Here is a 13,035-nt window from a genome sequence, read left to right as displayed (position 1 = left end):
AGAAGGCAAGACAATGATTATCAAAAACGGACGCGTATTTCAGGAAGACGGAACGTTTGCGGAAAAAGATCTTTATATAGAAGGAAAACGTTTCGTTTCCACAAAAGAAGAAGTGATCGATCAGGAAGTGATCGATGCGAAAGGCATGATGGTTCTGCCGGGACTGGTTGACGTACACAGCCACGGCGCTGCCGGACATGATTTTTCAGACGGAGACGTGGAAGGTTTAAAAGAGATCCTGCGCTACGAGAAAGCGCACGGCATCACCTCTTACTGCCCGACATCCATGACACTGCCAAAAGACGATCTGCTGAAAATCTTCGGAACCATCGAAGCAATCAAAGATGAGCCGGAAGCAGAAGTGATCGCCGGCGTCAACATGGAAGGACCGTTCATCGATCCGATCAAAAAAGGCGCACAGGCAGAGGAGAACATCGTGGCTCCGAACGCTGAGTTCTTCCGCGCATGCAATGCGGCGAGCGGCGGAAAAATCCGTCTCGTGACACTGGCCCCGAACATGCCAGGTTCTCTGGAATTTATCAAAGAAGTTTCCGATGAAGTCATGGTTTCCATCGGCCACACCACAGCAGATTATGACACGGCGCTGGCAGCCATGAAAGCAGGTGCACACCATGTCACCCATCTGTACAACGCAATGCCGCCGTTCGCACACCGCAACCCAGGTGTCATCGGCGCAGCATTTGACGATTCGGAGTGCCGCATGGAGCTGATCTGCGACGGCTATCACATTCACGGTGCTGTTGTCCGCGCGACCTTCTCCATGATGGGAAGTGAGCGCATGGTTCTCATCAGCGATTCCATGATGGCAACAGGAATGCCAAACGGAACGTATTCCCTCGGGGGACAGGCTGTCTGGATGAAAGACGGAAAAGCAACCCTGACCGACGGTGAGACCATCGCGGGTTCCGCTACGAACCTGTACGACTGCATGAGAAAAGCAGTTTCGTTTGATATTCCGCTGGCAGATGCCATTTTTGCGGCAACAAGAAATCCGGCACAGAGCATCGGTATCTACGATGAAGTAGGATCCATTGCACCGGGCAAAAAAGCGCATGTACTTCTGGTGGACGACGAACTGAACCTGAAACAGGTTATTATGTAATTTATTATATAGAAGAAATTTGGAGGAAAAACAAATGTTATTAATTGAAGCAAAAGATTACAATGATATGAGCAGAAAAGCAGCAAACATCATCTCCGCGCAGGTGATCATGAAACCACACGCAGTGCTCGGCCTTGCAACCGGATCTACCCCGGTCGGCGCTTACAAACAGCTCGTTGAGTGGTACAACAAAGGCGACCTTGATTTCGCAAATGTCACCAGCGTAAACCTGGACGAGTACAAAGGACTCTCTCCGGAGAATGATCAGAGCTATCGTTACTTCATGAACACCAACCTGTTCAATCATGTCAACATCAACAAAGAGCGTACCTTCGTTCCGAACGGACTGGAGCCGGACAGCGAAAAAGCATGTGCAGCATACAACGAAATCATCCGCAGCGTCGGCGGCATTGACCTGCAGCTTCTTGGACTTGGAAACAACGGCCACATCGGATTCAACGAGCCGGGCGCAGCATTCGAGAAAGAGACACACTGCGTTGACCTGACCGAGAGCACCATTCAGGCAAATAAACGTTTCTTTGAAAAAGTAGAGGATGTTCCGACCCAGGCATACACCATGGGAATCAAGAACATCATGCAGGCGAGAAAAGTTCTGCTGATCGTCAGCGGCGAAGGAAAAGCAGAGATCCTCGACAAAGTTCTGTACGGACCGGTTACTCCGCAGGTTCCGGCTTCCATCCTGCAGCTTCACAACGATCTGACAGTTGTAGCAGATGAAGCAGCAATGTCTGTGATCAAAGCAAACCACAGATAATTGTTACGATGAATGAAAGGTCCGCCGAATGGGGAGAATATGAAAAAATCCCCGTACGGCGGGCTTTTTTGCGGTTTACAAATTGATGTAAATGTGTTAGCATAAAACCAGTGCATAAAAACAAAACACAGTGACGAAGAGAGTACATCTGCATGTGCGAATTTACAGAGAACACCCCCGAAAACTATTCCGGTTTTGCAGGCTGAGAGGGGAGGAGGAGCGGCAGATCGAACATGGCTTCCGAGAGGCGCACCGAACCGTGAGAACAACAATCTGAAACGGTAAGGCTGCGACAGGTTCCGCCTGTTACAGCGGAGAGGTATAGCACATGTACCTGCAGAGGTTTCTGCCGTGAGGCAGGGACGAAAAGAAGTGGTATCACGGGTAAACAAACCTGTCTTCTTCCGACTACAAGAGAGCGGAATAAGGCAGTTTTTTTATTTGAAAGGAGAAATGAAAGCAATGGAAAAAATCAGACCAAAATATTATATCACCACGGCGATTGCCTACACATCCGGCAAGCCGCACATCGGAAACACCTACGAGATCGTACTCGCGGACAGCATCGCCCGCTTCAAACGTCAGCAGGGCTACGATGTATTCTTCCAGACCGGAACCGATGAGCATGGCCAGAAGATCGAGCTGAAAGCAGAAGAGGCAGGTATCACGCCAAAAGAATTCGTAGACAACGTATCCACCGAGATCAAGAGAATCTGGGATCTGATGAATACGTCCTACGACAAATTCATCCGTACCACCGACGCCGATCACGAGGCACAGGTACAGAAAATCTTCAAAAAACTGTACGATCAGGGAGATATCTACAAAGGATATTACGAAGGTCTTTACTGTACACCGTGTGAATCCTTCTTCACCGAGTCCCAGCTCGTAGACGGAAAATGCCCGGATTGCGGACGCCCGGTTACGCCGGCAAAAGAAGAAGCATATTTCTTCAAGATGAGCAAATATGCACCGAGACTGATCGATTATATCAACACTCATCCGGAATTCATCCAGCCGGTTTCCAGAAAGAACGAGATGATGAACAACTTCCTTCTTCCGGGACTGCAGGATCTCTGTGTATCCAGAACCTCCTTCACCTGGGGAATCCCGGTATCCTTCGACCCGAAGCACGTTACCTATGTATGGCTGGATGCACTGACCAACTACATCACTGGAATCGGTTATGACTGTGACGGAAACAGTTCCGAGCAGTTCAACAAGCTGTGGCCGGCAGACCTGCATCTGATCGGAAAAGACATCATCCGTTTCCATACCATTTACTGGCCGATCTTCCTGATGGCACTTGATCTGCCGCTGCCGAAACAGGTATTTGGTCATCCGTGGCTGCTGCAGGGCGACGGCAAGATGAGTAAATCCAAAGGAAACGTGATTTACGCAGACGATCTGGTAGACCTGTTCGGCGTAGACGCTGTCCGCTACTTCGTTCTGCACGAGATGCCGTTTGAGAACGACGGTGTCATTACCTGGGAGCTGCTGGTTGAGCGTATGAATTCCGACCTTGCCAATACTCTTGGAAACCTGGTAAACCGTACCATCTCCATGAGCAACAAATACTTCGGCGGCGTTGTGACAAAGACCGGCGCAGCAGAAGAGGTGGATGATGATCTGAAAGCAGTCGTTACCGCAACAAAAGCAAAAGTTGCTGCAAAGATGGAAGAGCTGCGTGTGGCAGATGCAATGACTGAGATCTTTGGTCTGTTCAAACGCTGCAACAAATACATCGACGAGACGATGCCGTGGGCACTGGCAAAGGATGAGGCAAAGAAAGACCGTCTGGAAGAAGTTCTGTACAACCTGGTAGAGAGCATCACCATCGGCGCATGCCTGCTCGAGTCCTTCATGCCGGAGACTACTGAGAAGATCCTGGCTCAGCTGAACGCAGAGAAACGCAGCTACGAAGAGCTCGATCAGTTCGGACTGTACGTATCGGGCAATAAAGTAACCGATCAGCCGCAGATCCTGTTCCAGAGACTCGATGTCAAAGAGGTAATGGAAAAAGTAGAAGTGATCCAGGCAAAACAGAAAGCTGCTATGGCTGCTGCATCCCAGGAAGAGGAAAAAGAAGAGGAAGCAGTGATTGACCTTGAGCCGAAGGAAGAAATCACTTTCGAAGACTTCGGAAAAATGCAGTTCCAGGTAGGTGAAATCATCTCCTGCGAGCCAGTCAAGAAATCCAAAAAACTCCTCTGCTTCCAGGTCAAAGTAGGAAGCCAGGTAAGACAGATCGTCTCCGGAATCAAAGCATATTACAAACCGGAAGATACCATCGGAATGAAGGTTATGGTCCTGACCAACCTGAAACCGGCCAAACTGGCAGGCATGATGTCTGAAGGAATGCTCCTCTGCGCAGAAGACGCCGAAGGCAACGTATGCCTCATGACCCCGGAAAAAGCAATGCCGGCAGGGGCGGAGATCTGCTGATGGATTAAAAGAAAAATAGAGTAAATAGAGAAATCCCTTTCCATGCGTGATGTGTGGGGAGGGATTTTTTGCGTTTTAAAAAGTTAAGGAAAACGTCATATAAAGATTCTGAATCTTATGATAATATAATGATAAAGAGAGAATATTTGAACGGGTTTATCGAATATGACAACAGGAAGGAGGAGCGTTGTATGAGAAAAATGCGGACGTTATTTCTGGTTTTACTTTGTTGCGGACTGTCATTGTATGCGGGGGTATCTTATGTGAAGGCAGAGGAAAAGGTTCCTTCTGATTACGATGCTTATTTGCAGGAAACAGGGATGCCAGAGAATGAGATACAAAAGCTGGATGAGCATGTGAAGCAGTTTATCGTCGATGATTTAAAAAATGGGGATGGAAAATTTGAGTATATGAAAATCGATGTAGGAAAACAGGCGATGAATGGAAGAGAGGAAGATTTCGAATGGATTGAGTTCTATGCATCAGCCTTTCAAATTGGTTCGACGATTTATATTTATCCGACCTATGAATTTGCAGAGAACAAAAAACCCTGTGGAAACGACAGCTTTTCGTTTTTGTTGGGAGAGGCGATAAGACCGTATGAATTTGGCGGAACCTTATGGTATAAGGACAGAACAATGAGCGACTGGGAAGTCAGTGGGAATCTTATTGCAAACAATCAACAGCTAAATGGCGCCAGCTATTCCGGGAGCCAGCTGGGAACACCGAGATCTGCGATGAAATTCATGGGAACCACATACTGCCATGCGTCGGTGGGGACGGGGGATGATAACAGAATTTTGATGGGGTATTCGTATCAGCCGAAGGAAGTAAGAGTTGAGTTATTCGGATGGAGGCTTTCGAGAAAACAAATAATTTTTGTGCTGGCGGGAGGAGTTGTTGTAGGAAGCGTATGGTGGAGAAAAAATAAGGGTAAGACGCAAAAATAGCCACCCCTGTCTGCAAACTAGGCGACCATTTTTGACATAATTAGTAAACAGGCTGACCGTCTGTCGGCAGAGCTCTTTTTCGACATCATAGCATCACGCTTTTGTAAAAATGTCAAAAGTTCTTTCAAACGTATTTTCTGAATCCGAATTTTTCTATTTGTTGTTTTTATACGCCTTTAGGAGTATAATTTGAAGCAGAGGTGGTAAAATGAAAAAAACAGTTTATCATGGTTCGGATCATATTATTGAACGGCCGAAATATGGTTATGGAAAAATTTATAATGATTATGGTGTTGGATTTTACTGTACAGAAAACCAAAATATGGCCAAAGAATGGGGTGTCAGTGCGGATAAAAATGGTTACGCAAATAGATATGAGATTGAATGTGATGGATTGAAAGTTCTCAATTTGAATATGCGCGACTATACAATGCTCCATTGGCTTACGATTTTGTTGGAAAATCGAGAATTTGATGCATCCACACCGTTGGCGGCAGAAGCAAAAGAATATTTGCTACAAAATTTTCATCTTGATTATGAAAAGGCAGATATTATCATTGGATATCGTGCTGACGACAGCTATTTTTCTTTTGCAGCGGATTTTATTAATGGTGCAATTTCTTACCGTCAGTTGAGTAATGCAATGCGTCTGGGAAAACTGGGCCAGCAGTTTGTTTTAAAAAGCAGAAGAGCATTTGAACGTTTGGAATTTACAGGGTATGAGATTGCAAGTGTGCAGGAATGGTATAAGAGGAAAGCATCCCGTGATCATATGGCGCGTCGGCAATATTTTGATCTGGAACGAAACCGCCGTCAGCGGGGTGATTTATATATCACCACAATTTTAGATGAGGAGATGAAACCAGATGATCCACGCTTACGATAAATTATATCTTTCTGTTGCACAAAAAAATCTTGCCTGCATGCTGGATTATATGGTCAATGATTTAAAACGGCCGTTGGAAACTGTATGGCAGTGGTTTTGTATGAGTAATACAGCGTCACGGTTTGAACGAGGTGACTGTTCTGTGGTAGCGGGAATGTCGGGAGTTGAAATTGCATATGAAGTATTACAGGAAGCAGGGGAACCAAAGCCGGAACAAGCCCCCTCTTATTCTTACGATCGCAGCCCTGAATATTGGACAGGCTGGGCGTTGGCCTATTATCAGTGGAGTACCAGTTTGTCTTTTGCGGAAATAAACCAGGCTATTCCTGTAACTGAAGTGCGAATGCTCTACACGCCATATCATGAAATGGATGTTCGTCAGTTTGTAGATAAAATGAATGAATTATATCGTGAAGCAAAACCGGAGACAAACTTGAAAGAATTGCGTACTTTTGCAAATCTAAGTCAGAGTGAACTGGCACAGCAGGCAGGTGTTTCGGTTCGGACCATTCAGCAGTATGAACAGCGAAGAAAGGATATTAACAAGGCGCAGACAGAGACCTTGTTGAAGATTGCGCGGGCATTAGTATGTACGGTAGAAGATCTGGTGGAGAAAGTTCCAACTTGATAAAATGAATAAAAAGTTTTTTGTTCAAAGTTTCAGAAAACGTCATAAACTATTTCAGGCGTTTACGCTATCATGAAAATATAAAAATGGTATCATGGAACATTCATACGAGACGGGGGTGAACAAAAAAATGGTCTTTTTTCGAATGCTGCATTCCGATTTCAGCAGAATGATAAAATCGTGGAAATTTTATCTCGCAATTGCCTTTATTGCCGTACTTACCTTCCTGAGCATTTACCCTGAAGCAGCAGGATCAGGAGGAAACTGCTCGGTTTATTATCTGGTGAATGCGCGCGGCGGTGTAAGTGCATTTCTGGTGACGAATACAATTCTTGTCGTATTGCCGTTCGCGCTCAGTTACTGGGAGGATGTGCAGAAAAATTATATCAACTGTATTTTACCGCGGGTACATAGCAGCGTTTATAGTTTTTCCCATGTGTTAATGACGGCTTTCTGGCTGTGTTTTTGGGATATTCGCTCTGCTTTGGGCTGATGGCGCTGCGGCTTCCGCTCATAACATCCGATGAGGTCAAAGCATTGACAGAAACGATGGCGTTGATGGGATATGACAGCCTGCTGCTGCATGCACCGATGCTTTACTTTGCTATGGGTAAAGAATGGGAGGGTTCCATACTAAAGATAAATTATAATGCATGGAATTGCCTTGATTTAGGGCAATTCCATATTTTATTTTAAAAGAAAGTATATGGTAAATAACTCGTCCTCCCGAAAAAGATATGCCAGCCCGAAGGCTGGCACTGAGCTTTACCTTGATTTAGTTTTTCGACAGTGATCCGGCAGTTCTTCAGACCATGGCATTAAAGTTTTTAACACCTCTGTTGGAACATCGTTTCGTGGATACTTCACAAGTTCTGTCAACAGGTAGCAGAAGTACTCGTATGGTTTCAGGCTGTTTGCCTTGGCACTTTCTGCAATACTGTATAAGAGAGCACTCGCTTTGGCTCCTTTTGTAGAATCAATGATATGCCAGGAATGTTTTCCAACGCAGAAAGACTTGATACTACGCTCTGCATCGTTGTTATCCAGCGGAAGAAGCGGATCTTCCAGGAATCTTCGAAGGTATATTTCCTGATTGATCGAATAATTGATTGCTTCTTTTAACTTGGAGCTTGCGTTTGATTTTCCCTGTAATGTTTTCAGCCACGCAAAATAGGCATCGACAAGAGGCTTTACAGAGCGCTGTCTGTTATCTAATCTCTCTTTTGCCGATGATTCTTTATACATGTTGTCCAAATGATACATCGCGTCGATCCGTTTGACTGCTTCAGCAGCAACTGCCTGTCCTGGCGTGAGCGGCGTATTCTTCTTCACAGCTTTTATGATCTCTGTGAATTTCCGTCTTGCATGAGCATAACATCCGGCCACCTGGATCCTATCACTTTTTTTCATAAGCGTATGATACGGCTGGTAACCATCGGTTACGAGTGTCCCTTGATATCCAGATAGATATTTTTCCAGGACTTCGCCGCTTCTGCCACCCAGATATTCATATAGGAAGAGTGGATGGGTATCGCTTCCACCAGGAGAATGGAACACCCACATATATTCCTTGCTGTGCTGAGGCATGATAAATGGTGTTTCATCACAATGGATATGGTGGGATTCCATAATCTCTGCTTTCATCAGATCATGAACCGGCTGCAGATAATACTCACTGAGACGGATCATCCATCCTGCCATATCCTGCCGCGGAATGTTGACATCATTTCGAAGGAATTCTTCAGAAAGACGGTTCAAAGGTACCGCATTTACATACTTTGCATTAAACACGGCAGCTGCCAGTTCCGGGGTAAGAATACTATGTGCCAGCAGACGTTCCGGTGCTTTTGCACGCAGAAAACTGCCGCAATCAGAATTCCCGGCATATACTTTGATATGATGTTCCAATACTTTAAATCTGGCTGGAATATACTGAAGTTCTTTATATACTTCATCTTCCATAGGATGCCATCCTTTTGGAAAGTGTTCCCGTAATTCTTCTTCGGAACAATCGTGGTTGATCACTTCAACTTCGATGTTCTGAAGATTCAGGTCACGTTTTCCTTTGGTTCTCTTTCTGCGGACAACGACTTTTTCAATGTCAGGTTCATCAGGAATACCGTTTTCTACAAGTGCCTCTGCTTCATTCAGGACACACATGTTTTCAAGAGAAAACGACAGTTGTCCCATAACCTGTTTGTCAGTTTCCGTTCTTTTTCCAAAACGCTGTTGTGTCAGGATTGCAATCTGTTCCTGAAGATCTTCAATCTGATGGATCAGCCTTTCATTCTGATCCTGGATCTTCTGGCTCTGTGCAGATAAAATCGTAAAGCTTTCGCTCATCTGTATGTACAGCAATGCTATGGCATTCTTCGGCATCTTATTCAGTTCGTCCAGGGTTAAAGTAATGTTTTCCATGAATCCATTATACCACAGATGGCACTGAAAAACCCTTTATTTCAGGCATTTCAGGGAAATTTAGATAACTTATAAAACTGTCAATGTACATATATAAAACAGAACTAATAAAGCTCTGGTTTCACCTTGTGTATTACTTTTTTCTGTTCAATGGAAAGTCCTTCCATCAGCCATCGGTACTGTTGAGGGGTAAGGTCTCTGGCTTCTTTTTCACTTCTTGGCCATTGAAGTTTTCCATCGGTAAATCTTTTATAGCATAGAAGCCAGCCATCGCCTTCGTAGAGTAAGACTTTCATCCGGTCATTTCTGCGTCCACAGAACAGAAAGATGGATCCCGCTTCGGTTGGATCCAGGCCAAATGTTCCGGTAACAATAGAGATCAATCCATCAATTCCTTTTCGGAGATCCGTATATCCGGTACATAAGTAAACGTGTTGGAAGCCGGAAGCATCATTAAGCATGACGTATGATTTCCAGCATTCTGGATATCAGTTCTGATGACGAGTTTTCGTTCATATAGAACTCAATCTCATTTATTTTAATAATCATCTGAGTTTCAAATGCAGAGGTTCCTTTTTCAATTGTTTTGGCTGGTATCTGTTCTGATGTCAGAGCAGGAAGTTCTACAAAACCAGCCTGTGTTAAAGCTGCTTCTTTTACTTTACGCAGCCAATAATAATAGGCATCTCTGGATAACCCGTGCTGTTCACAATAAATATCAACTTTCTGGCCACTGGCTTTGCAGTCTTTTATAATTGCAGCCCATTCGTTCAATCGGATTTGTCTGGTGGCTAACTTGGTGTTCATGATCAATACCTCCTGTGGTGTTTTTCGTAAAAAGTGTGAAACACACTTTTTACACTCTACACACCATTATCCCAGATTTTGGAGATGTCAGGAAGTTGACGGGTTATTCACCATTTACAAAAGAAAAATATGAAAATAAATTCAAAGTATATTATACGTATGAAAAAGGGAAAAATTACACTTTTTTACTTATAAAAATAGAAAACGTGGATTTGTATAAAAATCAAATTAAAATATGGTGATAATTTCTCTTGCTGTAAATACAATTTTAAAATCATAATAAAAGTCACAAAAAATAACATAGAAAAAGGAATCAGTAAAGGGAAACAGATGCAAGGAATTGGTCAATTACTATGGAAATTACGAGAGAAAGAAGGAATACGACAAAAACAATTATGCCTGGGTATTTCTTCTGTGTCAAAATATGCAAGAATTGAAGCAGATCAGCAGGAAATTGATTTTTTTCTGATTGATCGAATTATGGGACGGTTGGGAAAATCGGTGGAGAGGCTCACTTATATATTGCCAAGGGACATTTACAATATCTATGAATTGCGTCAGGAGATACAACAGAAAATTTGTCAAAAAAAATGGGAAGAAGCAAAACAATGTCTGCTTGAATATGAGAAGAATAAAAGAGCAAAGGAGCCGCTGCATCAGCAGTTCATTGAGCAGGAATATGCGCAGATTGCATGGCTTCGTGGTAAATCAGTAGAGACAGTATGTGAACATTTGGAAAAGGCAATTGTACAGACAATGCCAGAAGCGGAAATACAGAGAAAGACAGGGATTTTAAGTGCAGAGGAATACAAACTTCTGCTATTTCGATGGGAAGTCTGTTTTGGTACAGATCGTGAACGAGGAGAGAAAGAACTTCAGGAGTTAGTAGAGGAGATCTTTCAGAAAAACTTTGAGAGGACAGAACGAGTAAAAGTAATTCCATATGCTGCATTGTTAATAGAAAAAACAGCCCGAGATGGAAAAGCGGATACTTATTTAAAATTGATAACAGAAACGGCGTTAGAAAACTTGAGAGAAGAAGGGAAACTGCTTTATATGCCGGAAATTCTGGAGCAGTATGCGCAGATTCTGGAAAAAGAAAATAGTAACGCAGAATTTATTGGGTTGCTGCGACAGGAACGTGCAAGCCTTCTGGAATTGGAAAGTGATTATAAAGTTTCTTTTAAAAATTACCGTCTGTTTGACCATGTGGTTCGGAATTTCGAGATTGATGCAGAATTGATACGTCGAACAAGAAATGCGGCAAAACTTACACAGGAAGGACTGAGTGAAGACATTTGTGCGCAGGAAACATTGGCAAGAATCGAAAACGGAAATCAGAAACCACGAAGCGGAAATCTACGTCAGATGATGGAGAAGATGGGAAGGAGTGGGGATAGAATTGAGACGGGGATTCAAGTGGAAGAGTATGAGACGCTGGAGTTGAAGATTGAATTTTCGAAGTTTATTCATCGAAAAGAGTATGGAAATGCAGAAAAGGTACTTTCAAAAATTGAAGAAAAATTAGACTGTAATTTGATGAAAAATTACCAATATATTGAAACAGAAAGGGTAAAAGTAAAATATAAGGAAAATGCAGAATATACGGAACAATTTATAAAACAATTAAAAGAATTACTTGCTATGTCACTTAAAGTTGAAGAAGGACAAAAAATAGAATATGTTTTAAATACAGAGGAAGTTAGTATTTTGACAGAAATGGCATTGATTTATTGGGGTGAACAGGATTATAAAGTAGCATTGGAAATATATCAATTTTTAGTGGGACAATATGAAAAAAGTTTTATTAAACCTGTATTTCACATCTTAGATTGGGGTATGAGTATGGGAAATTATGGGATGGCGTTGGAAGAATTGGGATATTTTGAAAAAGCAATAGGTGTCTGTCGAAAAAGAATTCAACAGACATTATTTGCCGGAAAAGGAGGATCATTGCACACTTCATTAATGGTTGAGGCTTGTATTTTAGAAGCACAAAAAGATGTAAAGTGCAAGAAATATTTTAAACAGGATTTAGATCTTTTAAGATTATATAAGATGCAAACAAATTATAAGTTAATGGAAAGTTATGTCAAGACAAATAAAATATTTGATTAACTTTGACCACCATCAGGATTTGTAGGAAGAGATGTTGTTGTAAATGGTGGGGTAGGTGAAGAAGGATTTGGAAGCGAAATTGTAATCCAAAGTAAAAGCAGAAACAAATGCAGAATTAAAAAACAGAGTGTATGAAGAGGTTTTAAACAATCACATCACGAATGAAAGTGACGTAATTAAGGTTGCAATTGAACAATATCAGGAAAAACAGATGAAGACCCGCGCCATTGATGCAAAGCCGGATGATTATTTGTCAATCACACAGGTAGTGGATGAAAATGGCAGCGAGCAGGATATTATTTCAACGGGTTTGTTGATTGTAGACGAGCATCAGCAAAGAGTAGCAATCACTGATATTGTAAGCAATACGGGGCAGCTTAGCCAGTACAGCATTTATGCAACCATGAAAGTATCCGTGACAAATGACCGTCAGGCATTAAAGGTACGAATTAATTGGTTTGAAACAACACTGAACTACGGAACCTCTATGAAAGCAAGTAGTTTAATGCAGACATCCAAATATTCACCAGAGGTGGGATTCCAGTATGATGATATTACAAAAACAATTTCAAATCCTGCTGGAGGAACCCCATATCACTATACTCCAAATAATACGCAGATGATTACATATTCGACTTTAGAGTGTGGACGGTCCTGTCGTTCGTATATTAAAGCTGGAACCTCAAGTTTGAATATTGCTTATTGTGTTATATCTTCAGCCCCGGGAGGCCGCTGGGAGAGAGCTTAAGCAAAACTCGATTATCAGAACAAGCGAACTAATTGAAAATAGACGCTCCCCTTGCGTTATAGATACTAGGGGAGCGTTTTTGAAAACTGCGCGTCGCATTCTCGTTACTTCAGCCTGCAAATAAAAAGTCAATACTA

General features: G+C 42.9%; 12 protein-coding genes. 9 read left to right on the top strand and 3 right to left on the bottom strand.

Going from position 1 to position 13,035, the window contains the following annotated elements:
• The first annotated feature begins 13 nt into the window (after nucleotides 1-13).
• The 7 genes from nagA to DWX32_RS19590 all read left to right on the top strand — a co-directional run bounded on the left by nagA (nucleotide 14) and on the right by DWX32_RS19590 (nucleotide 7,503).
• Nucleotides 14-1,123 (top strand): N-acetylglucosamine-6-phosphate deacetylase, encoded by a 1,110-nt coding sequence (gene nagA / locus DWX32_RS09530; protein WP_055225779.1) that lies wholly within the window; start codon nucleotides 14-16, stop codon nucleotides 1,121-1,123.
• A gap of 34 nt (nucleotides 1,124-1,157) precedes the next feature.
• Nucleotides 1,158-1,898, top strand: a complete 741-nt coding sequence (gene nagB / locus DWX32_RS09525; RefSeq protein ID WP_117761352.1) for a glucosamine-6-phosphate deaminase — start codon at nucleotides 1,158-1,160, stop codon at nucleotides 1,896-1,898.
• A gap of 462 nt (nucleotides 1,899-2,360) precedes the next feature.
• Nucleotides 2,361-4,343, top strand: a complete 1,983-nt coding sequence (metG, locus tag DWX32_RS09520) for a methionine--tRNA ligase (RefSeq protein WP_117761350.1) — start codon at nucleotides 2,361-2,363, stop codon at nucleotides 4,341-4,343.
• Nucleotides 4,344-4,534: 191 nt separating this feature from the next.
• Complete coding sequence (locus DWX32_RS09515; RefSeq protein ID WP_118595657.1) at nucleotides 4,535-5,293, top strand: hypothetical protein; 759 nt, start codon at nucleotides 4,535-4,537, stop codon at nucleotides 5,291-5,293.
• A gap of 208 nt (nucleotides 5,294-5,501) precedes the next feature.
• Nucleotides 5,502-6,179, top strand: a complete 678-nt coding sequence (locus tag DWX32_RS09510; RefSeq protein ID WP_082426280.1) for a DUF3990 domain-containing protein — start codon at nucleotides 5,502-5,504, stop codon at nucleotides 6,177-6,179.
• Nucleotides 6,160-6,807 carry a helix-turn-helix domain-containing protein gene (locus DWX32_RS09505; RefSeq protein WP_055220951.1) on the top strand — a complete coding sequence of 216 codons (648 nt, stop codon included), beginning with the start codon at nucleotides 6,160-6,162 and terminating at the stop codon, nucleotides 6,805-6,807. Before DWX32_RS09510 ends, DWX32_RS09505 begins: the two co-directional genes overlap by 20 nt.
• A gap of 537 nt (nucleotides 6,808-7,344) precedes the next feature.
• Nucleotides 7,345-7,503 (top strand): hypothetical protein, encoded by a 159-nt coding sequence (locus DWX32_RS19590; RefSeq protein ID WP_158579565.1) that lies wholly within the window; start codon nucleotides 7,345-7,347, stop codon nucleotides 7,501-7,503.
• Between the two features lie 69 nt (nucleotides 7,504-7,572).
• On the opposite strand, the gene tnpC is transcribed toward DWX32_RS19590, so the two are convergent.
• From tnpC to tnpA, 3 genes are all read right to left on the bottom strand, one after another.
• Nucleotides 7,573-9,225 carry an IS66 family transposase gene (gene tnpC, locus DWX32_RS09490; protein WP_118640494.1) on the bottom strand — a complete coding sequence of 551 codons (1,653 nt, stop codon included), beginning with the start codon at nucleotides 9,223-9,225 and terminating at the stop codon, nucleotides 7,573-7,575.
• A gap of 104 nt (nucleotides 9,226-9,329) precedes the next feature.
• Nucleotides 9,330-9,686, bottom strand: coding sequence for an IS66 family insertion sequence element accessory protein TnpB (gene tnpB / locus DWX32_RS09485; RefSeq protein ID WP_118640493.1), 357 nt, complete (start codon nucleotides 9,684-9,686; stop codon nucleotides 9,330-9,332).
• Nucleotides 9,679-10,032, bottom strand: coding sequence for an IS66 family insertion sequence element accessory protein TnpA (gene tnpA / locus DWX32_RS09480; RefSeq protein WP_118640492.1), 354 nt, complete (start codon nucleotides 10,030-10,032; stop codon nucleotides 9,679-9,681). Before tnpA ends, tnpB begins: the two co-directional genes overlap by 8 nt.
• Before the next feature lie 330 nt (nucleotides 10,033-10,362).
• Between tnpA and DWX32_RS09475 the strand changes: the two genes are divergently transcribed.
• Both DWX32_RS09475 and DWX32_RS09470 read left to right on the top strand, forming a co-directional pair.
• The gene (locus tag DWX32_RS09475; protein ID WP_118640491.1) at nucleotides 10,363-12,150 is read left to right on the top strand and encodes a helix-turn-helix domain-containing protein; all 1,788 of its coding nucleotides are present in this window, start codon (nucleotides 10,363-10,365) and stop codon (nucleotides 12,148-12,150) included.
• Between the two features lie 127 nt (nucleotides 12,151-12,277).
• The gene (locus tag DWX32_RS09470; RefSeq protein WP_055268443.1) at nucleotides 12,278-12,898 is read left to right on the top strand and encodes a hypothetical protein; all 621 of its coding nucleotides are present in this window, start codon (nucleotides 12,278-12,280) and stop codon (nucleotides 12,896-12,898) included.
• Nucleotides 12,899-13,035: the final 137 nt, after the last annotated feature.

Source organism: Blautia sp. AF19-13LB (assembly GCF_003479105.1).
In the GTDB taxonomy this organism is placed as follows: domain Bacteria; phylum Bacillota; class Clostridia; order Lachnospirales; family Lachnospiraceae; genus Fusicatenibacter; species Fusicatenibacter saccharivorans.
Note: the sequence above shows the minus strand (reverse complement) of the source record. Positions and strands in the feature narration are given on the sequence as shown.

What these genes read in the sequence shown, in the direction of transcription:
- nagA (WP_055225779.1), top strand. Translation starts at nt 14, where the DNA reads ATGATTATCAAAAACGGACGCGTATTTCAGGAAGACGGAACGTTTGCG.
- nagB (WP_117761352.1), top strand. Translation starts at nt 1,158, where the DNA reads ATGTTATTAATTGAAGCAAAAGATTACAATGATATGAGCAGAAAAGCA.
- metG (WP_117761350.1), top strand. Translation starts at nt 2,361, where the DNA reads ATGGAAAAAATCAGACCAAAATATTATATCACCACGGCGATTGCCTAC.
- DWX32_RS09515 (WP_118595657.1), top strand. Translation starts at nt 4,535, where the DNA reads ATGAGAAAAATGCGGACGTTATTTCTGGTTTTACTTTGTTGCGGACTG.
- DWX32_RS09510 (WP_082426280.1), top strand. Translation starts at nt 5,502, where the DNA reads ATGAAAAAAACAGTTTATCATGGTTCGGATCATATTATTGAACGGCCG.
- DWX32_RS09505 (WP_055220951.1), top strand. Translation starts at nt 6,160, where the DNA reads ATGATCCACGCTTACGATAAATTATATCTTTCTGTTGCACAAAAAAAT.
- tnpC (WP_118640494.1), bottom strand. Translation starts at nt 9,225, where the DNA reads ATGGAAAACATTACTTTAACCCTGGACGAACTGAATAAGATGCCGAAG.
- tnpB (WP_118640493.1), bottom strand. Translation starts at nt 9,686, where the DNA reads ATGCTTAATGATGCTTCCGGCTTCCAACACGTTTACTTATGTACCGGA.
- tnpA (WP_118640492.1), bottom strand. Translation starts at nt 10,032, where the DNA reads ATGAACACCAAGTTAGCCACCAGACAAATCCGATTGAACGAATGGGCT.
- DWX32_RS09475 (WP_118640491.1), top strand. Translation starts at nt 10,363, where the DNA reads ATGCAAGGAATTGGTCAATTACTATGGAAATTACGAGAGAAAGAAGGA.